The following is a 19,325-nucleotide window of genomic DNA, read 5'->3' on the forward strand; positions in this document are numbered from 1 at the left end:
ACGGCATCTAAAATTGGGATGATTGGAGTTGATCAAAATCAAAGAAAGGCGCGTCTTGGTTCCCTAATATACGCTTGGATTTGATCGGGAACCGGGAATTGACCGGTCCTGAAAAGCGTATGAAGGGACAATTTCATGACGACGAACCCGCGTCCTTACACCCATGCCCTGAACCGTCTGAAAGAGGCCGGTTTGCGTCCGACCCGCCAGCGTCTGGCATTGGCCCGTCTGCTGTTTGATAACGGCCATCGGCACATCACCGCCGAACAGCTTCATTCCGAAGCCATGAGCCAGAATATTAAGGTATCACTGGCGACCGTTTACAACACGCTTCATCAGTTTACCGAGGCGGCACTTCTGAACGAGATCGTGATCGATTCCGGTCGGTCCTATTTCGATACGAACACGGCCCCGCATTACCATTTCTATTGCGAAGAAGATGGCATGCTAAGCGATATACCGGCCGAAGCGGTTCAGCTTGCACGTGTTCCCAATATGCCGCGCGGTACCGAATTGGCATCGGTTGATCTGGTGTTTCGTTTGCGTCGCCAATCGGCACGCAGTGCCGCCTGATTGCTGTATCGGGCAGTGATGTGTCTCAATTGTAGCGGCGCGGTGACAACGAAATGACGGGTCGATGAAAACCGCCTGAAATGGCGCAAAACGTCCCTTCAGTGCTTGACGGGCAGGGTTTTCAAGACAAATACAGAGGCGACGGTCCCGTCTGGAACTGTCGCTCTTTTTTTGCCCATGTGTGTGTGACAGCAACACCGCAAATTTCAGACTTCAACGACAAATAAGGAAGCCCGTAATGGTGCTCAAGGGAACACGGACCGAGGAACTTCTTCGTGCGGCATTTGCCGCCGAGGCCCAGGTCAATCGCCGATATCTCTATTTTGCGCAACAGGCCGATATCGAAGGCTATCCTGAAATAGCCGAGATGTTCCGTGCAACGGCCGAGGCCGAAACAGGCCACGCATTTGGTCATCTCGAATTTCTCGAACAGGTCGGGGATCCTGTGACCGGGCAGCCGATCGGTACCACCCGGCTTAATCTTGAAGCTGCATTTGCCGACGAACAGAACGATGCCAAATCGCGTTATCCCGAAATGGCCCGTATCGCCCGCCAAGAGGGTTTTAACGATATCGCCGACTGGTTCGAAAGCCTGTCGCGGGTCGAAGATGCCCACGCTTCGCGGATGGAACGCGCACTGGCATCTTTTGGCACTGTTTCCGAACCGGTGGAATAAGGTTGAAGACAATTCGACGATGCTTTTACAGATATAGCACGGTTCTGCTGTTTGTGGCGGTAATGACACCCATTGCCGCCATGGCACAATCCGTGGAGCTTGACGATATTCTGACCGATACCGGGCGTCTTGAACCCCTGCAGGCGGTGATGGTCGCTCACCGTGGTGAGGTGATCGCACGGCGGGGCTATCACGGCAATTCCCCCGGTCAGTCGACCAATATCAAATCCGCATCGAAATCGATTATCTCGGCATTGGTTGGCATCGCGATTGAACGGGGTGTTTTAACCGGCACCGATCAGAAAATCGCCCCCTTGCTGCGTGATCAGTTGCCAGCTGATCCTGACCCGCGGCTGTCTGAAATTACCATCGGGCATCTTTTGTCGATGCAGGCCGGTCTAGGGCGGACATCGGGGCAGTATTACGGCCAGTGGGTCGCGCAATCAAACTGGGTGCGTGCCGCCCTTGCCCGTCCTTTTGCCGACGATCCGGGCGGAGATATGCTGTATTCAACCGGTTCAAGCCACCTGCTATCGGCCATCCTGATCCGTGAAACCGGAAAAACCACACTGGAACTGGCGCGTGAATGGCTGGGGCCGCTGAATGGTTTTGCCATTACGGCCTGGGATCGCGATCCGCAGGGAATTTATTTTGGCGGTAACCAGATGGCGATGAGCACCACATCCCTTCTGGCTTTTGGCGAACTTTACCGCAATGGCGGGCGTGCTCCGGACGGGACACAGATCATCACGCAGGACTGGATTGATCAAAGCTGGCAGCACCGGACAAATTCGCGTTTTACCGGTGATGAATATGGGTATGGCTGGTTCATGCGCGATATTGCCGGGCAGGATGTCATCTATGCCTGGGGATATGGCGGGCAGATGCTTTACATCGTTCCCGCACTTGAATTGACCGTGGCGATGACATCGGACGAAACCAAACCGTCGGCGCGTACTGGTTACCGTGACCGGTTGCATGGTTTGATGGCCGATATAATTGACCGCGTCGCGGCAGAGACAAGCTGAACGAATTCAGCCTGCCGGATTGGATGACTATTGCCAGTTATTGGGCGGCGATGCGTTCCGCCGGATATTCGGCAACCGTGCCGGGGGTCAATGGGCCGCGCAGGACAATATGGGGATGACCAAGCGAATTGTGTTCGACATGCCCGTCAACCTGATAAACGTCGCGCAGCAGATCACGGTCAATAACCTTGGCGCATTCACCAAATGCCACCATACGGCCATTGCGGATTGCCATGGCGTGATCGCAATATTGCAGGGCATGGTTAAGGTCGTGAATGGCGATCAGGACAATCATTTTCTGGCGCTTGGCAATATCGCGCATGAAGGACAGGACCTCCATCTGGCGATGCAGATCAAGGGCCGAGGTCGGCTCGTCCATCAGCAGGATTTCGGGTTCACGCACCAGCGTCTGGGCAATGGCAACAAGCTGCCGCTGACCGCCGCTAAGCTCGCCCAGATTGCGCGCGGCCAGATCGGAAATTCGAAGGGCGGCCAGAATATCGTCAATCCGAGCCAGTTCATCGGCCTGAACGCGTAGTGACGATCCCTGTTTGGCGGCCAGAATAACCGACTCATACACCGAAAGAACGGCGTTCGACCCGGTATCCTGTGGCATGTAGCAAATCGTGTTGCGGCTATAATTCGCCGTTTCGACATGCACTTTGCCGCCGCCCTTGGCAAGACCGGCAACGCGTTTGAACAGGCTTGATTTGCCTGCTGCGTTCGGCCCGATGACGGCAATCACGTCGCCACCTGTCAGAACCGGCGTACTGACACCGGAAACCACATGGGTACGGCCGTAGCGGGTGCCAAGGTCTTCAAGGCGAAGTGTTGTTACCATGATTTCCTCCGGCTTGCGAAAATCAGCGAGAAGAAGAACGGCACGCCGACAAGTGCGGTAATCACCCCGATGGGCAGGATTGCGCCGGGGATCAGAAGCTTGGATAGTACCGACGTCGCCGACAGGATCAACGCCCCGCACAGGACTGATGCCGGCAGGAAGAAACGCTGATCCTCGCCGACAAGCATGCGGGCGATATGCGGCCCGACCAGACCGATGAACCCGATGGTCCCGACAAAGGAAACCGGGATTGCCGCCAGCATACTGACCAGCAACATGGTTTTGAGCCTCAGCGACTGGACATTCACCCCGAAACTTTCCGCCTTGGCATCGCCTAACCGAAGGGCGGTCAGTGCCCAGGCCTGACGGGTAAACAGCGGCAGGGCGATGGCAACCGCAATGGCCGTGATCGCGACCTTGGACCAGGTCGCCTTGACCAGACTGCCCATCGTCCAGAACACAACTGCGGCCAATGCCTGTTCGCTGGCAAGATATTGCAGCAGGGCCAGAAGCGCGTTGAAGGTAAAGACCAGCGCAATCCCCAAAAGGACGATGGTTTCAACCGTAACACCGCGCATGCGGCTGAAAAAATGAATGATCAGCGCGGTTCCCATTGCCATGACAAAGGCATTGATCGGGATGATGAATTCGACAAAGGCAGGCAGGATCGCAACGCCAAGAACCAGCGCCAGAGCAGCGCCAAAACCGGCTGCGGCCGAAATGCCTAACGTAAAGGGGCTGGCAAGCGGGTTGGCAAGGATGGTCTGCATCTGGGCGCCTGCGGTCGAAAGGGCGGCACCGACGGTCAGCGCCATCAGGGCGACAGGCATGCGGATTTCCCAGATCACGACGCGCAACTGATCGCTGGCATCCGATGGGTTTAATAAGGCAAAGATCACGTCAGACAGCGGATAATTGGCCGGTCCGGTTGCCAGATCGACAGCAAAGGACAGGAACAGCGCAATCGTCATGCCGGTAAGGATCAGGACACGACGCAGGGAGCGCGCCTTGTAATGCGCGCTCCCTGCCGGAATGGTGGTTTGATCGGAGATCATGGAAATCAGTTCTGATCGCTAACGGAAACGAAATAACCCGGCTGATACGGCGTTGACAGGAACCGCTCATGCAGTTCGCGGAACGATGCCTCCGGGTCGATATCGGCAAACAGATCCGGATGCAGCCATTTTGCCATCTGTTCGATGACCACGAACTGATAGGGGCTGTTATAGAACTGGTGCCAGACCGCATGAATTTTACCGTTTTCAACGGCTTTGATGCCGGTGAATGCCGGGCGGTTCATAAGGTTTTCAAGCTTGCGATGGGCCTCTTTCATGTCTGCATTCGGGCCGAGTCCGACCCATGCACCACCCGGTGAATAGGCTTCCCAGCTTGCGCCGGTTGCAATGACCTGATCGGGGTTTGATGCAACAACCTGTTCGGGGTTGATCGTACCAAAGGTGCCTGGAATGATTGTTGCAGCGATGTTGGTACCACCGGCAATCTCAACCATTTTCCCAAAGTTTTCATTGCCAAACGACATGCAGCACTCATCGGAAAAACCGGCTGCGCGTTCGATGAAAACGTTAGGTTTGGCTGGATTGGCCTTGGCAAGGCGATCGGTCACAATGGCGATTTTATCGTTGCGGAATTTGATGAATTCCTCGGCACGGTCCTGGTCACCGGTGATGGTGCCCAGAATGCGCATGCTGGTATCGGTGTTTTCAATCGGGCGTTCGCGGAAATCGATATAAACCAGCGGAATGCCGACCGCAGCCAGCTTTTCGTCAAGGGCCGCGTCTTCGGTGGCTCCCTTGGCTTCAAGGTTCATCACGATGACGTCGGGTTTCAGGGCGATGGCCTGTTCGATATCGAATGTGCCATCCTTGATTCCGCCGAAGGTCGGCAGATCGTTAATGGACGGGTATTTGGCGGCATAGATGTCATATGTCTGCGGATCGGCCTTTTTCAGGTCATCGCGCCAGCCAACGACTCGCTTGAACGGTTCTGCGCTATCAAGCGTCGCAAGGCCGTAAATCAGGCGACCTTCGCCAAGAATAAGCTTTTCTGCCGGAACCTTGACCGAAACTTCACGTCCGGCCACATCGGTGATCGTGACGGTTTCTGCTGCGTGGACGGTCCCCGCGACCATCAACGCAACCGCAGCAATAGCGCCAAAAAATTTCATTCCCGTACCCTTGTTTAGGATTGCCTGACCGCGGCATTATCATTTAATGAGAATGCAAATCAATACTTTTCGCATTAATTGATTTTTTTATGGATTGGATGGTATTTGTGCCGATATCTGTCGGTGTGCGGTTCCCGCAAGATCGCGCAAACTTTTCGCAGATATGGGCCATTGGGGGACGACCGGACGATGACAACGCATTCAAGCAATTTCAATCTGCGTGACGAGATCAAGGAATACTGGTCCATGCGCGCGGCAACGTTCGACGAACAGCCCGGGCACGAGATTTTTTCAGATCAGGAACGTCTGGCGTGGCACGACCTGTTTCGTCGTCATCTGGGGAACGGGACCGGCAAACGTGCGCTTGACCTTGCCAGTGGTACCGGCGTCATCAGCCATTTGATGCATGATCTGGGGTTCGAGGTTACCGGGCTTGATTGGTCCGAAGCGATGCTGGAAAAGGCGCGGGCCAAATCGAAACTGCGCCAGTCCAATATCCGGTTCATCCTTGGCGATGCGGAAAACACGCTTGAAGACGATAACAGCTATGATGTCATCGTCACACGGCATCTGGTCTGGACTCTGGTGGATCCGGCGGCGGCCTTTGCTGAATGGTTCCGGGTTTTGAAACCGGGGGGCAAGCTTCTGGTGGTGGATGGCGATTTCGTCTCGCCCACCTGGATCAGTAAGCTAAACAAGGCGATGACGGGGTTCCTGCAATCCATCGGGTTGAAACGCGATGTTGCCGAAATCCCGCAGCTCAAGACCCATCGCGATATTCTTGCGCGCGTTCATTTTTCCCAGGGTGCCCGTGCTGACGAAGTGACATCAATGCTGAAAACCGCCGGGTTCGACCCGGTGATGGCCGATTTCAACATGCGCCAGATTCACCGCGCCCAGTCAAAGCATCTTACGCTTGCCAAGGGTCTGGAACGTGGTGCCCAGCATCGTTACGCCATCTGCGCGACCAAGCCTTAAAAGGCCACTTGGGCCGGTTATGAGCGGCCTGAAAACAGGGCGATGTCGCTGCGCATCGGGGTCCAGACGATAATCTCGCGCGGGACCGCAAGAAGCCCCGGCAAACTGTCCCAGAAGGCCTGCCGATAGGGACGGTGCATCTGTACTTCCATCAAATCTTCCAGATCGGTCCATGTTTCATACAGCATGAAACGGTTGGGTTCGTCCGGATGATGATGCAGGAAGGCATTGATGAATGTTGCCTCATAGCGCATCGCATCCAGAACCGGGTGAAGCAGGTCAAGAAATTCGTCTTTCCTGCCCGGTTTGATGGTCAGGATAACGGTGCCGGCAATCGGGCCTGTTTCGGTGTTAACGGTTGCATTCATGATCTCGGCCTTCGGTCTGATTTCGATATTGACCGGGGCAGGTTATGACAGACCGGGAAGCAAAACGATTACCTGGCAGGTAATGAGCCTAATCAAGTTTGATGCTGATTTCGGTTTTGACCGAATTGGCAAGGAAGCAGGCCTCGTGGGCGGCGTGATGCAGTTCGGCCTCAATCTCTGCCGTCGGGGCTGTGCTGGCATAGGTGACCTTGGGGCAAAGTTCGACCCGGGTGATGACTGTTTTGCCGTCCTGCATTTCCATGACGCCGGTTGCAGCATCGACATAGCTGTCGACAATGATTTTCCGGCGCGATGCGAAATCAAGGAAGAACAGCATGTGGCAGCTTGAAAGGGCGGCGACATAGGCTTCTTCGGGATCGACATTTTCGGCGACGGAATAGGGCAGCGGCACGACATGGGGGGATGACGATGCGGGGACTTCGACCCCGCCGTCAAACCGCCAAAGATGACCGCGGCTATAACGGCGGTCGGCAAAGTTTGCACCGTCGCGTTGCCATCTGACTTCTGCGCCAAAACTGCTCATTGCGGGGCTCCATTTTCGGGGTGCTCGACAAGTTGTCGTGAGGTGATGCCGATGTGTTTTTCAATGATTTCAACGGCCTTGCTAACATCGCCAAGGTTACATATGGCCAGTAGGTCATTATGTTCTTCGTAAAACGCTTTGCGTGCCTGTGATCCCGGGGGCTGCCGGTGATAGGAACGGCGGGCTTCGCGGCGCAATTCGTCAATCATCTGTAACAGGCGACCATTGCCACACGGGGCATACAGGGTCCGGTGAAACGCGATATCGAGCTCCTCGATGATGGCCGGGGCTTCTTCTTCAAAAAGATCGTCGTTCAAACGGATCGCCTTGCGCAGGTCGCGTTGTGTCAGATGCGGGATCGACAGGATCAGGGCGGTTGATTCCAGCGAAATGCGGATTTGCGACAGTTCGCGGGCCTCGTTGGCACTTAAACCGTTTACCGCGAGGCTTCGGTCGGATCGTTTGGTTAGCAACCCGTTTGCCAGCAGCCGTTCCAGCGCCTGACGCACAGGTTGGCGACTGACGCCGAACCGTTCGGCCAGCCGTTCCTGTTTCAGGATTGTGCCGGGCGCAAGGGTGCCGTTTTCGATTTCGCTTTGAAGCGTTTCAGTGATTTTATTTGGATCCATGGATCCAAAGTCGTGCAAATTCGCGAAAGAGTCAAGTGGGTTCCGTTGGCGTGAGTTCACCCGAAATTTGATGCGACAGCATCGTAAATCCCGCGCGCACTTTATTTGTATGAGGATTTACCCGCGGCATTGTGGAGGTGGCGTGGGCATTGGGCGTTTGCCCGAGGGATGCTCAAGGGCTCTGGGGGCTAAGGGGGGCTTCGGCAAGCATTCCCTCGGGTTATTGGGCCGGGATGGCTGCGGTCAGGGTGCTATTGGCCGGGGCGGTTTTGGAGACGAAGTCGATCACGCGATTGACCGCATTGTCGATATCCTCGTTCAGGATGCCGTGGCGATCGGAGCCCAGGACCTGGATATCAAGATGGCTGCATCCGGTGGCGTGGCGTTTGATCAGGGTCGCACTGGCGGGATCTACGACCTGATCGCCATCGCCCTGTAAAATCAGGATTGGACAGGCAACATCGGGCAGACGGTTTTGCATTTCGGCAACCGCCTGACGGAGATTGTGCAGACCGCCAATCGGGATGTTGCGGTAATTGATATCGGGATGTTCGGATTCGTTAAGCCGGAAACTGAGCATTTCCTGTGCCGAGGGTACCCAGCCCATCAGTTTGTTCGCACCATAAAGCAGCGGCACAAACATCAGATTGCGATTGCGGAATTTAAGCGGTGTCGATGCCATGACGAGCCCGGCCAGCTTTTCGGGCCGGTCAGCCGCCAGAATAGCCGAAAGCGCCCCACCGGTTGAAAAGCCGACAATGATGATATTCTCGCAAAAGGCCGACAGGATTTCATAGCCGCGCCGAACCGATGCCAGCCAGTCTCCCCATGGACGTTTTTGCAACTCGTGCGGTGATGTGCCGTGCCCGGCAAGGCGGACTCCCATCACGGCATAATCGCGTGCGGCCAGGCGATCACCAAGATTTCGAAGTTCCGCCGGGGAGGCAAGGAACCCGTGGACGACGAGAACGCCGGTGGTGAAATGTTCGTTGCCATTAGGCAGCAACAGATAGGGGCGGCTATCGGCGGTTGCAGTTTCCTGATCATTGATCGCGGCGTATTTGGGTTTCTGGTATTTGGCGCGGTTCCATTGCCATGCCCGGATTTCATCATCAAAACGGCGTTTGGCAAAATCGCGTGGTGTCAGATGGTCGACTTCGTCCCGCGCCTTTTCAAGTGCAGTCCATGCGGCGTTGATCGGTGCCATTTCATTGGCATAGACCATCACCGGATTGTCCATGCGGATCTGATCAAAGGTGGCTTCTTCCTGCAATTTCGGCAGGAAGCAATATTTGCCTTCGGACCGTTCGATCAGGCCAAGATGAACCGCGGCATCAATATATTCGCGAATCTGCGGGCATTTCAGATCAAAGATGCCGATATAGTCGGCCGGGTTGCGCATGCCGCGATGCAAATGAATGCCTTCGGCCTGCTGGACATTCTTGATCGCCAGATAAAGTGTGCGGTCAAAATGGGCGATATCGACCTCGGTCACGCCATCAGCCAGCCACATCATGATCAGGCGCGATGCCAGATGACTGACATTGAGTGTCAGGTTGGAATACATCACACCCATGCAATGATCGCGAAGCGGGTTGATATGGCGGCTAATGGCATATTGGGTGATGCGGTCGGGTATTTTCTCAAGCGCTTTGGCCGGACGGAAAAGATCATCGATGCTGTTTGCGGTTTCAACCCGGTGAGCCAGCATACGCCGGTCAATCCAGTTGAACTGATGGCGCGGATCAACCGGATCGCCAAGCCGGATATCCATATCCGTGCGTTTGAACAGAAGATTGCCTTCGATAATCAGTTCTTCGGCCATCTTGGGGCTCAGCCCGCCAGCAAAAAGATCTGCGCCCCGCGCCAGAAGGTTCTGGTCAACACGCAACGGGTGAAAGGTGATGTTGGCCGGAAACATCAATGTTGGCTTGGCAAGGGCGGCTTTGAGAGTTTCGGGCGTGGTATCAATCGCGTCTGCCCAGCGATCAAGCTCATCGTGTTTGCCTTTATCAAGCAGCATCGACAAACCGATCTTGAAGCCGTCAATGCAAAGCCCAAGCAGCGCCGCCCCGGTATGATGGGCGCGCCGTTGATCGGCAGAACGGGAATAGATGCTGTAATCCGGGCGTTTGGGATGCGGGCGTTCGGCAGCAAGAACGCGCCGGTCCTTGACCATGCCACCCTCGGGAAAGATCACGACCTTGCCGCCGCGCAGGATTTCCTCGGCCAGGAACGGCAGCAGACGTTCGTAATCGTTGGGGACACCGCCAAGTGCGCGCAGATAGCGTGAAAACCGGTTGTCTTCGACAAAAAACTCGCCCGATGCGATAGAGCGGCAGAACACTCCGGTTTCGAGCGCGATCAGATATTGCGGGATGAAGGTTTCAAACCGGGCGAAATGGTTGAACATGAAAATATCGCCCTGCGCCAGATGATCCTGGTCGCCATGCATCTTGATATTGATGTCGACTTTGGCGCGCAACGCCGTCATGGCCCGAATGGTCCATTCGCAAGTCTGGTTGCGGATCGCGAATTGCTCGCGTTCGATTTCCCGGAAGTTCTGATGCATGGGTGTTTCCGCCCCGAAGGCCTGAATGCCAAATTGATCGGCGTTATGATTAACTGCGGTCGTTTCCTTTAGGTCCTGATGCCTAAAACAAATATGTGTTTTCCTGAGGGGTTTGAGAAGGCCAGATACACGCATCAGGCGAACAATCTATGGTACGTGCCTTTGCCTGTCCCTATACTCATCGCGACATTTCAAATACCGTTCTGTCCGGATAGCAGGCCATTTCGCCCCAAATATGGCCATCAAAGATCGTTGTTAATATAGCTGTCCGGTACAAGATGATCCCGCCCCGTCATGAAAACTGGAAAATCCGTGCTGCCACCAACCGCCGAGCCACCCCGGAAATCAATCTTTCAGGATCGAAACTTTGTCCTGTTTCTGGTCGGCCAATGCATCACCACCCAGGGACTTTGGGTACAGAAAATCGCCATGTCGTGGCTGGCATGGTCATTGACCGGATCACCATTCTGGACTGGGTTGATTGCCGCCCTTAATTTCGCCCCGGCCTTCATTCTGGGGCCGGTTTTTGGCGTGATGGCGGACCGGGTCAATCTGCGCAAAACGGCGGTGACCCTGAACCTGATGATGGCAGCAACCGCATTTCTGTTGATGATCCTGTCGATGGCAGGGCAGATAAACCTTCTCTGGATGGTGGTTCTGGCCGGGACGAACGGGATTTTGGCTAGCGCGATGACGCCCGTTCGGCTTTCACTGGTGCCGGTGATTGTCCAGCGGGAGTTTATGAGTCGCGCCGTGGCCTATGCGGCGATGAATTTCAATATATCGCGTCTGGTTGGCCCGGCGGTTGGTGGTGTGGTGATAGCGACATGGGGAACCGGGGCGGCATTCATGATTAATGCGGCATCCTATATCCCGATGGTTTTCGTTCTGGCGACTGTCAAAATCCATGTCGAACGGGCACCCGATGCCAAAAGCAAACGGGTGCTGGCGGCGCTTGTCGACGGGGCAAATTACGCCATTCATCATCCGATGATCCGCTCGGTTCTGGCGCTATCCTGTTTTGTCGCACTGGTGGGCACGGGCATGGTGGAACTGATGCCGGTCTTTGCCGAGGCGGTCTATGACCGCGGCGTCACCGGGCTTGGCATGCTGGCATCGGCAAGCGGGGTCGGTGCGGTGGCATCGACATTCATGTTGTCGCGGGTCAAATCCGATCCGGCCGCCTTTCAGCGGGTGACGATCATCGGGGCTTTTGCTGCGGGGTGCGGTATGCTGGGGCTTGGTTTTGCACCTTGGTACGAGCTTGCGGTGATGCTGGTGGCGATTACCGGTTTTGGTCTGACAGCGGTCGGAGTCGGGTCGCAAACCGCATTGCAATTGACCGTCGATAATAAATTGCGTGGCCGGGTGATGAGCTTCTGGAGTGCGACGAGTTTTGGCGGGATTGCTGTTGGCGGCACGATGCTTGGCGCGATTTCCGAGGCAGGGCATATTCAATATACGGCGCGCGGGTCGGGGGCATTGATCCTGTGCGCGGCGATTGTCGGACTTTGGCGTTTATATCGTGTTGGTACAACTGATGCGAAATCTGCCACAGAAACGGCAAAATGATCGGGTTTTTCGGCGTGCTTCGTAAACGCTTGTTTAAAACTCGTCGGGTTACGGTGCCAGAGTCAGGACCTTTTAAATCATCGTGCCTTTTGGGGGAATATCGTATGCGGCTGGCCGTCGTTATCGGATTTTGTATGCTTGTATCGGGATGTTTTGCATCCGCAAGTACGCCGAAACCCAATAGCGGCCTTGAAAGTGACGGCGTTTCGACTGTCACCAATGTCAGCCTGCCGTCGTCGCGCCTGCTGCCTTTTGCGCCCACCGATGAATTTTTGCAATGCGTACCCTATGCACGCGCGGTTTCCGGGATCGAGATTTATGGTGATGCCTGGACCTGGTGGGATCAGGCGAAAAATACTTATAACCGCGGCAAAAAACCCGAAGTCGGTGCCGTTCTGGCGCTCAAGAAAACATCGCGTTTGAAATACGGGCATGTTGCGGTGGTTGCCGCCATCCTCGACAGCCGCAAGATCATGGTCAATCATGCCAACTGGGGAAGTGATTCGCGTACGCGGGGCAAGGTGCATTATCGCCAGCCGGTTGTCGATGTTTCGCCCAATAATGACTGGTCGGAAGTGCGGATGATGAACACGATTGGCACATTCGGCCGGGTTTATCCGGCGCATGGCTTTATCTATCAACCACACGAAACCGCCGAAGCCCACTAGGTTTTTCGTCCTTTCCCTGCTGTTTTCCGATCATTTATAAAAATGGCGAAGGCCCGACTGAGGGACGCTTCGCCAAGGTGAACCTTGCGCGGGTGGGGCGCACAAGTTCGGGGGATGATTTGGGTATTGTCAGGCCGCCGACGCCGGAACCGGGCCGAGTGCTGCAAACAGGGCGGTATCGCAATCTTCCTGCGGGTTTGGCGTGGTCAGAAGTTTTTCGCCATAGAACACCGAATTGGCCCCGGCCATCAGGCACATGATCTGGGCTTCGCGCGTAAGGTCGGTGCGCCCGGCTGAAAGGCGGACGGTTGATTTTGGCATGGTGATGCGCGCGGTTGCGACCATGCGGACCAATTCAAGGGCATCGACGGGATCACGGTCGGCAAGCGGCGTTCCCGCCACCGGTACGAGTGCATTGATCGGCACACTTTCGGGATGGGGCGCGAAACAGGCGAGGACCTGAAGCATTGATGCTCTGTCGCGGATGCTTTCGCCCATGCCGATGATCCCGCCACAACACAGGTCAATCCCGGCACCACGCACGGCAGCCAGTGTATCGAGCCGGTCCTGATAGGTCCGGGTCGAGATGATCTGGCTGTAATATTCCGGGCTGGTATCAAGATTATGGTTATAGGCGGTCAATCCCGCTCCGGCGAGGCGTTCGGCATGGCGGGTTTCAAGCATGCCAAGGGTCACGCAGGCCTCCATACCAAGATTGCGCACACCACGCACCATTTCGATCACCGCATCAAAGGCCGCGCCATCGCGCACGCGTCGCCATGCGGCCCCCATGCAGAAACGATCCGTCCCGGCCGCCTTGGCGCGCGCCGCCATTTTCAAAACCATGCTGGGGTCCATCAACTGTTCCTTGCCCAGATTGACCTCGCGGTGGTGGGCCGATTGCGGGCAATAGGCGCAATCTTCGGGGCAGCCGCCGGTTTTGATCGATAGCAGGCTGGCCTTTTGCAAGGCATTGGGATCGTGATGGGTCCTGTGGACCGCGCTGGCGCGGCCCATCAGTTCAAGCAGTGGCAGGCGATAAATCGCCTCGATCTCGTCCACCGTCCAGTCGTGACGGATGGTTTGATCGACTGCTGGGTTTTGTGCGGGAAGACTGTTCATCAGGCGTTGCCGTCTTTATTGCGGTTGACAAGGCGGGTGCAGGCCGCGCTGCCAAGGGCAACAAGGGCGATCTTGATGGTGTCGCCCAGAATGAACGGGGTGAAACCGTATTCGGCAACCTTTTCAAGTGGCACAAAGGCGGCAAGCCATGCCAGACCCAGAACATAGACCGGGATCATGCCGGCCATCATGATGCCAAAACGCGCCAGCGTGCCGCGTCCCTTTGCAAGTGCACCGACCAGCCACGAAGCAATCAGATAACCCAGCAGATAGCCGCCGGTTGGCCCGACCATATAGGCAAGCCCGATGCCGCGTTCCGGGGTACCGGCAAAAACCGGCAGACCAGCCGCCCCTGCCGCCAGATATCCCAGCACCGTCGCACAGGCAACGCGCGGCCCGGTCGCCAGTGCAATTGCCATGATTGCCATGGTTTGCAGGGTCATCGGCACCGGCCAGAAGGGAACGGTGATCTTCGCACTTGCGGTCAGGATGGCGACCCCGGCCAGAACCATCAGGCTGTATTTCATTCCCGATGATATGCGGGTTTCGGCCGGTTTGGAGATTGCATTGCTCATGGTGATTTCATCCTCCTCAGGATCGGATTCAAAATTATAGATAAAAAACGAATCTCATCTATTAATTACGCCGCGACTGGGAGGTGAAATCAATCCCCAAAATAGATAATTGGGTCAAACTGGTGAATATTTGCAAAGGTATGCTGCTATAGTGTTGATTTTAATAATATATTTTTATCTATAAAATGGAAATTTGCACGCGAGCCAGCGGCCTGCATTGCCAAAAGGCAGGCAGGATCACGTTCGCCCCGTGGATTTCGGGTTCGGAGCAGTTCGGGATGGGTTCAAGAAAAGGGTTACGGGCGGGTTTTGGTGCCCGGTTTGGTGCCGATCCATTTGACATGACGGGCAAGGGTGGCTGCGGCAACATCAAACTGCCGTTCGCGGAGTGCCTTGAGGATGGCGCGGTGATCCTGATCAGTGGGGGCTTCCCATTCCATGCGGAAGCCTGAAAACAGGAAACGCGCGCTTGCTGCGTGCAGATCGTCAATGGTTGCCAGCAGGCGGGGCATGCCGCACGGGGTCAGGATCAGGCGATGGAAGGCACGGTTGGCTTCTTCCCATGCCCGGACATCGGGGGCATTTTCGCCTGCGCGGTTGATCGCCTCTGCCTCGTCGAGAATGGCGCTGGTCAGGTGCGGGGCGGCATGGCGAAGGGCGAGGACTTCAAGGGATGCGCGCATTTCGGCAACTTCGCGGACTTCGGCTATGTCAAAACTTGCAACCCGCACACCGCGGCGCGGTTCGCTTACGACCAGTCCCTGTGCTTCGAGGCGGCGAAAGGCTTCGCGCACCGGTACGTGGCTTGCGCTGAATTCCTCGGCAAAATGGTCCTGTCGCAATTTCGTGCCCGGCGCGATATGCCCGGCGATGATGCGGTCGGCCAGTTCGCGAGTGATCCTGCCGGTAACGGTATTGTCGATGTCACTTTTCATGATTTTATAGATAATTTGCGCGCCCGATTTTGTCGAGCGCGCATATCCGTAACCGGTAAATTAATCGTGCGATATCAGAAGGTTTGTTTAGCAGTCCGGCGCACAATGTTCGTCAGGCATATCAGCGAATGCTTCGCGCAATGCCTGCGACCATGCGTCTGAAAGGGCCTTGAACCCGGCATCTTCGGCATCAATCCGCCGATGTTCGGAGAAATGGCATGATCCTTCGGGCAGCACGGCAAGATCAAGCGGCATGCCGACCGACAGGTTGGACCGCAATGTTGAATCCATCGACAGCAGGGCGGCCTTGACTCCATCGGCAATCGGCGTTTCCGGGGTGATCACACGATCAAGGATCGGCTTGCCGTATTTATGTTCGCCGATCTGAAGATAGGGCGTGTCTTCGGTGGCCTCTATAAAGTTGCCCGCCGCATAGACCAGAAACAGGCGTTGTGCCCCGCCTTTACGTTGCCCACCGACCATGATCGAGGCCGAGCTGCTTTCCTTGCGCTGTTCAAGCGTGTCCTGATATTTGTGCTGCACTTTCTGCATCGCCTCGCCCATCAGTTCGGCAACGCGGAACATGCTGGGTGCGCTCAGGATACAGTCGCCCGGTTCGGTTTCCGGGTTGTCGATGGCTTCCTGAAGGGTGCTCATCACGGCCTGTGTGATGGCAAGGTTCCCTGCGGTCAGCGCCACGATGGCGCGTTCACCGGGGACTTCCCAGGTGAACATCTTGCGATAACGCGAAATGTTATCGAGCCCGGCATTGGTTCGGGTGTCGGAGAGGAATACCATCCCCTCATCAAGCATCAAGCCCACGCAGTAGGTCATCTTCTATTCTCGGGTCCGGCTATTGCTGTGATTGCGCAACGATGACTGTTACATCCAAATTCTCGTTCGCACCACCAGTATGTACACCCCGTATAGGTGTGGCACCCTGCGCATCAAGTCCAGACCCCAGACGAATATAATAATCGGTCGGGCAGCAGCGGTTTGCCGGGTCAAACCCGACCCAGCCAAGTTCGGGCAAATGCAGTTCCGCCCATGCATGGGATGCTTCGTGTGATTTGCCATCCTGATCGGCAAACAGATAACCCGATACATAGCGCGCGGGGATGCCAAGATGGCGGGCCGCCGAAATCATGACATGGGCGTGGTCCTGACAGACACCCTGGCCATCGGCCAGGGCATCGGCCGCGGTAGTATGGACATGAGTGCTGCCCGGGACATAGGCGATGGCGTCAGACACGGCGGCTGAAAGGGCATGGGCCCGTTCAAGCAGGTTATCCGCGCTGGTTTTCTTTTCGACCTTGGTGGCCATTTTGCGGATGGCGGCGCTGGATTTGGTGACCGGGGTCGAGCGCAGAAATACCGCCGGAAAGGCACGTTCCCTATGTCCGCGCAGGACACCAGCGGTATCAATGGTTTCGACTTCGCCAGACACGATGACATCGACGGAATCAACCGGGCCGCTTGCGGTCAGGGTGCTGATGGTATCGCCGTTGCCATCGACAAATTCGGAATTGATCACGCATCCGTCTGCCTTGATCGACCAGCGGATGACTTTTTGGCCGTCAAAAATGGACGGAGTAAGTTTAAGACTTTGCACCACATAGCGGGCCGAAGGGGCAAATCGGTAATGGGTGCGATGTTCAACAGTCAGGCGCATCTTACTGGCCCCCGAAATAATAGGTTTCGGCGATTGCCGATGACAGGGTTTGATTGCGTTTCAGGAAGTCCGACAGGAATTCATGCAGGCCTTGGCTGAAAATTTCCTCCATCTGGCTTTGGGTCAGCAGTGAGTAGGTTTCCACAGCCAGACTGTGCACCGGGCTTCGTTGTCCGTAATGGCGGGCCAGATGTTCCAGATGGTTGGTGATCTGTTCGGAACAGTGGGCCAGCGACCGCGGGCTGAACGGATTAAGGATCAGGAAGTGCGCGATGCGATAGGGGGAATAGTCATCGCGATACACCCAGTGGAAGGCCCGCAAAGACGATGCCGCCCGCAAAACCGTTGTCCATTGGTAATTATCGACGCCATCGCCAACCATGCTGGTTTCCGGCAGCAGGACATAATATTTCACGTCAAGCAATCGTGCGGTGTTGTCGGCGCGTTCGATAAAAATCCCAAGACGGATGAAATCGTATCCGTCGTTACGCAGGATCGTTGAATCGGTTGCCCCGCGAAACAGTGCACCCTGCCGTTTGACCCAGTCGATGAATTCCGGCAGGTCGGTTTTTGCAAGGTTATGCATTGCCGTCCGGCGCAGTTCCATCAGGGCATTGTTTAATGCTTCCCACATTTCAGCGGTGATGGCGGTGCGCATGGCGCGCGCATTGGCACGTGCATTTTCAAAGCAGTTCAGGATCGAAGACGGGTTGTCGCGATTGAAAATCAGGTAATCGGTGACCTCGGCCTGACGAAGCGGCATATCGGGATCATAGCCCTGTGCGCAGCCCGATGCCGAAAGAACCGACGCCCATTCGGACCGGTTGCCGTCGCCTGCGGCCGGCATCAGAGCCATGCGATAGCCCATTTCCATCAGTCGGGCCATGTTTTCGGCCCGTTCCACGTAACGGGACAACCAGAAAAGGTTGTCAGCTGTACGACTAAGCATGTGTGACCTCCCTTTTCCTAATCAGCCATGATCCATGTGTCCTTGACCCCGCCACCCTGCGACGAGTTCACGACAAGTGATCCTTCGCGCATGGCCACACGGGTCAAACCGCCCGGAGTCAGGCGAATGTCATCGCCGACAAGGCAGAAGGGCCGGAAATCGACATGCCGTGGGGCGATGCCACTTTCAACGAAGGTCGGACAGGCGGAAAGGGCAAGAGTTGGCTGGGCAATGAAATCACCCGGATCGGCCTTGATGCGTTCGGCGTAGGTGGCCTGCTCTTCCTTGGTGGAAGCCGGGCCAACCAGCATGCCGTACCCGCCCGAACCGTGGACTTCCTTGACGACCAGTTCACCAAGATTTTCCAGCACATATTTCAGATCATCGGGATTGGCACATTTCCATGTCGGGACATTGTTCAGGATCGGTTCCTGCCCAAGGTAAAACCGGATCATGTCCGGGACATAGGTATAGATCGCCTTGTCATCGGCGACACCGGCGCCGGGGGCCGAGCAGATGGCAACCCCGCCTGATCGATAGACATTCATCAGTCCGGGAACGCCCAGCACGGAATCGGGTCGGAAACAGAGTGGATCGATAAAGGCATCATCAATCCGGCGATAGATCACATCAACCCGGGCGGGCCCGCGCGTTGTGCGCATATAGACGCGACCTTCGGACACGAACAGATCCTGACCTTCGACAAGTTCAACACCCATCTGGTCGGCAAGGAAGGAATGTTCGTAATAGGCGCTGTTCATCGCACCCGGTGTAAGGACCACGATATTGGGTTCGCGATCACACCGTTTGGGAGCAATGCTTTTGAGCGTCTTATGGAGCATGTCCGGATAGCTTTCGACCGGTTCGATCCGTAATTTCGAAAACAGTTCCGGGAACATCCGCATCATGATTTCGCGGTTTTCGAGCATGTAAGACACGCCCGACGGGGTGCGGCAGTTATCTTCCAGCACATAGAAATCATCAGGCCCGACGCGCACGACATCAACCCCGACAATGTGACTGTAAACCTTCCGCGGCGGATCAATGCCGATCACGGCCGGTTCAAACGCGGCGTTTTTAAACACCAGATCGGCGGGGATAATCCCGGCCTTGATGATTTCAGCGTTGTGATAGACATCGTAAAGGAAGGTGTTGAGCGCGCGTGCGCGCTGCTTGACGCCGCGTTCAAGCTTGCGCCATTCCGTGGCGGTGAAAATGCGTGGAATAAGATCGAACGGAATCAGCCGTTCCGGATCGCCACCTTCGCCATAGACTGCGAAGGTGATGCCGATTTTGCGAAAGAGTGTTTCTGCCTCAAGTCGCTTCTGCTGGAGGGTCTCGGGCCCGCTGGCCTCCATCCAGTCAACCAGTGCGCGATAAGGTTCGCGTACTTCATCGTTCATCATCATTTCGTTGAACATGCACACTCCCCTTGCTT

The 19,325-nt window shown here is 55.9% G+C and carries 20 protein-coding genes; 6 read left to right on the forward strand and 14 right to left on the reverse strand.

Going from position 1 to position 19,325, the window contains the following annotated elements:
• The first annotated feature begins 135 nt into the window (after nucleotides 1-135).
• The 3 genes from irrA to J7395_RS05890 all read left to right on the forward strand — a co-directional run bounded on the left by irrA (nucleotide 136) and on the right by J7395_RS05890 (nucleotide 2,277).
• Nucleotides 136-573, forward strand: coding sequence for an iron response transcriptional regulator IrrA (gene irrA, locus J7395_RS05880; RefSeq protein WP_062949881.1), 438 nt, complete (start codon nucleotides 136-138; stop codon nucleotides 571-573).
• Nucleotides 574-811: 238 nt separating this feature from the next.
• Nucleotides 812-1,249 (forward strand): rubrerythrin family protein, encoded by a 438-nt coding sequence (locus J7395_RS05885; RefSeq protein ID WP_062949879.1) that lies wholly within the window; start codon nucleotides 812-814, stop codon nucleotides 1,247-1,249.
• 62 nt (nucleotides 1,250-1,311) lie between these two features.
• Nucleotides 1,312-2,277, forward strand: coding sequence for a serine hydrolase (locus J7395_RS05890; RefSeq protein ID WP_209220820.1), 966 nt, complete (start codon nucleotides 1,312-1,314; stop codon nucleotides 2,275-2,277).
• Nucleotides 2,278-2,314: 37 nt separating this feature from the next.
• On the opposite strand, the gene J7395_RS05895 is transcribed toward J7395_RS05890, so the two are convergent.
• The 3 genes from J7395_RS05895 to J7395_RS05905 are packed head-to-tail and all read right to left on the reverse strand — an operon-like array spanning nucleotide 2,315 to nucleotide 5,303.
• Nucleotides 2,315-3,118 (reverse strand): ABC transporter ATP-binding protein, encoded by an 804-nt coding sequence (locus J7395_RS05895; protein WP_062949875.1) that lies wholly within the window; start codon nucleotides 3,116-3,118, stop codon nucleotides 2,315-2,317.
• Nucleotides 3,112-4,173, reverse strand: a complete 1,062-nt coding sequence (locus tag J7395_RS05900; protein ID WP_082832772.1) for an iron ABC transporter permease — start codon at nucleotides 4,171-4,173, stop codon at nucleotides 3,112-3,114. Before J7395_RS05900 ends, J7395_RS05895 begins: the two co-directional genes overlap by 7 nt.
• A 5-nt stretch (nucleotides 4,174-4,178) precedes the next feature.
• Nucleotides 4,179-5,303, reverse strand: a complete 1,125-nt coding sequence (locus tag J7395_RS05905; RefSeq protein ID WP_209220821.1) for an ABC transporter substrate-binding protein — start codon at nucleotides 5,301-5,303, stop codon at nucleotides 4,179-4,181.
• A 189-nt stretch (nucleotides 5,304-5,492) separates the two neighbouring features.
• Between J7395_RS05905 and J7395_RS05910 the strand changes: the two genes are divergently transcribed.
• On the forward strand, nucleotides 5,493-6,281 hold the full coding sequence (locus J7395_RS05910) for a class I SAM-dependent methyltransferase (RefSeq protein WP_209220823.1): 789 nt from the start codon (nucleotides 5,493-5,495) through the stop codon (nucleotides 6,279-6,281).
• 17 nt (nucleotides 6,282-6,298) lie between these two features.
• Here the strand turns inward: J7395_RS05910 and J7395_RS05915 are convergent, their stop codons facing one another.
• The 4 genes from J7395_RS05915 to J7395_RS05930 all read right to left on the reverse strand — a co-directional run bounded on the left by J7395_RS05915 (nucleotide 6,299) and on the right by J7395_RS05930 (nucleotide 10,394).
• Complete coding sequence (locus J7395_RS05915) at nucleotides 6,299-6,649, reverse strand: putative quinol monooxygenase (protein ID WP_209220825.1); 351 nt, start codon at nucleotides 6,647-6,649, stop codon at nucleotides 6,299-6,301.
• An 88-nt stretch (nucleotides 6,650-6,737) separates the two neighbouring features.
• Nucleotides 6,738-7,193, reverse strand: coding sequence for an OsmC family protein (locus J7395_RS05920; protein WP_114120894.1), 456 nt, complete (start codon nucleotides 7,191-7,193; stop codon nucleotides 6,738-6,740).
• On the reverse strand, nucleotides 7,190-7,822 hold the full coding sequence (locus tag J7395_RS05925) for a GntR family transcriptional regulator (RefSeq protein WP_209220827.1): 633 nt from the start codon (nucleotides 7,820-7,822) through the stop codon (nucleotides 7,190-7,192). The genes J7395_RS05920 and J7395_RS05925 overlap by 4 nt, the downstream gene beginning before the upstream one ends.
• Nucleotides 7,823-8,042: 220 nt before the next feature.
• Complete coding sequence (locus tag J7395_RS05930) at nucleotides 8,043-10,394, reverse strand: alpha/beta fold hydrolase (RefSeq protein ID WP_209220828.1); 2,352 nt, start codon at nucleotides 10,392-10,394, stop codon at nucleotides 8,043-8,045.
• A 294-nt stretch (nucleotides 10,395-10,688) separates the two neighbouring features.
• Here J7395_RS05930 and J7395_RS05935 point away from each other — a divergent pair, with 294 nt between their 5' ends.
• Complete coding sequence (locus J7395_RS05935) at nucleotides 10,689-11,966, forward strand: MFS transporter (protein ID WP_209220834.1); 1,278 nt, start codon at nucleotides 10,689-10,691, stop codon at nucleotides 11,964-11,966.
• A 134-nt stretch (nucleotides 11,967-12,100) separates the two neighbouring features.
• The gene (locus J7395_RS05940; RefSeq protein WP_247741970.1) at nucleotides 12,101-12,634 is read left to right on the forward strand and encodes a CHAP domain-containing protein; all 534 of its coding nucleotides are present in this window, start codon (nucleotides 12,101-12,103) and stop codon (nucleotides 12,632-12,634) included.
• Nucleotides 12,635-12,763: 129 nt separating this feature from the next.
• Here the strand turns inward: J7395_RS05940 and bioB are convergent, their stop codons facing one another.
• From bioB to J7395_RS05975, 7 genes are all read right to left on the reverse strand, one after another.
• Nucleotides 12,764-13,756: a biotin synthase BioB gene (gene bioB, locus J7395_RS05945; protein WP_209220836.1), complete on the reverse strand. Its 993-nt coding sequence runs from the start codon at nucleotides 13,754-13,756 to the stop codon at nucleotides 12,764-12,766.
• Nucleotides 13,756-14,331: a biotin transporter BioY gene (locus J7395_RS05950; protein ID WP_062949859.1), complete on the reverse strand. Its 576-nt coding sequence runs from the start codon at nucleotides 14,329-14,331 to the stop codon at nucleotides 13,756-13,758. The genes bioB and J7395_RS05950 overlap by 1 nt, the downstream gene beginning before the upstream one ends.
• Before the next feature lie 296 nt (nucleotides 14,332-14,627).
• Nucleotides 14,628-15,266 carry a GntR family transcriptional regulator gene (locus tag J7395_RS05955; protein ID WP_209220838.1) on the reverse strand — a complete coding sequence of 213 codons (639 nt, stop codon included), beginning with the start codon at nucleotides 15,264-15,266 and terminating at the stop codon, nucleotides 14,628-14,630.
• 87 nt (nucleotides 15,267-15,353) lie between these two features.
• Entirely contained in the window at nucleotides 15,354-16,100 is a 747-nt protein-coding gene (locus tag J7395_RS05960; RefSeq protein ID WP_063092188.1) for a proteasome-type protease, read from the reverse strand.
• Between the two features lie 19 nt (nucleotides 16,101-16,119).
• Nucleotides 16,120-16,938 carry a transglutaminase family protein gene (locus J7395_RS05965; protein WP_097053345.1) on the reverse strand — a complete coding sequence of 273 codons (819 nt, stop codon included), beginning with the start codon at nucleotides 16,936-16,938 and terminating at the stop codon, nucleotides 16,120-16,122.
• A 1-nt stretch (nucleotide 16,939) separates the two neighbouring features.
• Nucleotides 16,940-17,887: an alpha-E domain-containing protein gene (locus J7395_RS05970; RefSeq protein WP_062949851.1), complete on the reverse strand. Its 948-nt coding sequence runs from the start codon at nucleotides 17,885-17,887 to the stop codon at nucleotides 16,940-16,942.
• Between the two features lie 17 nt (nucleotides 17,888-17,904).
• Nucleotides 17,905-19,308: a circularly permuted type 2 ATP-grasp protein gene (locus tag J7395_RS05975; protein WP_062960243.1), complete on the reverse strand. Its 1,404-nt coding sequence runs from the start codon at nucleotides 19,306-19,308 to the stop codon at nucleotides 17,905-17,907.
• Nucleotides 19,309-19,325 lie beyond the last annotated feature (17 nt).

The organism is Thalassospira sp. A3_1 (assembly GCF_017744215.1).
Lineage (GTDB): Bacteria > Pseudomonadota > Alphaproteobacteria > Rhodospirillales > Thalassospiraceae > Thalassospira > Thalassospira lucentensis_A.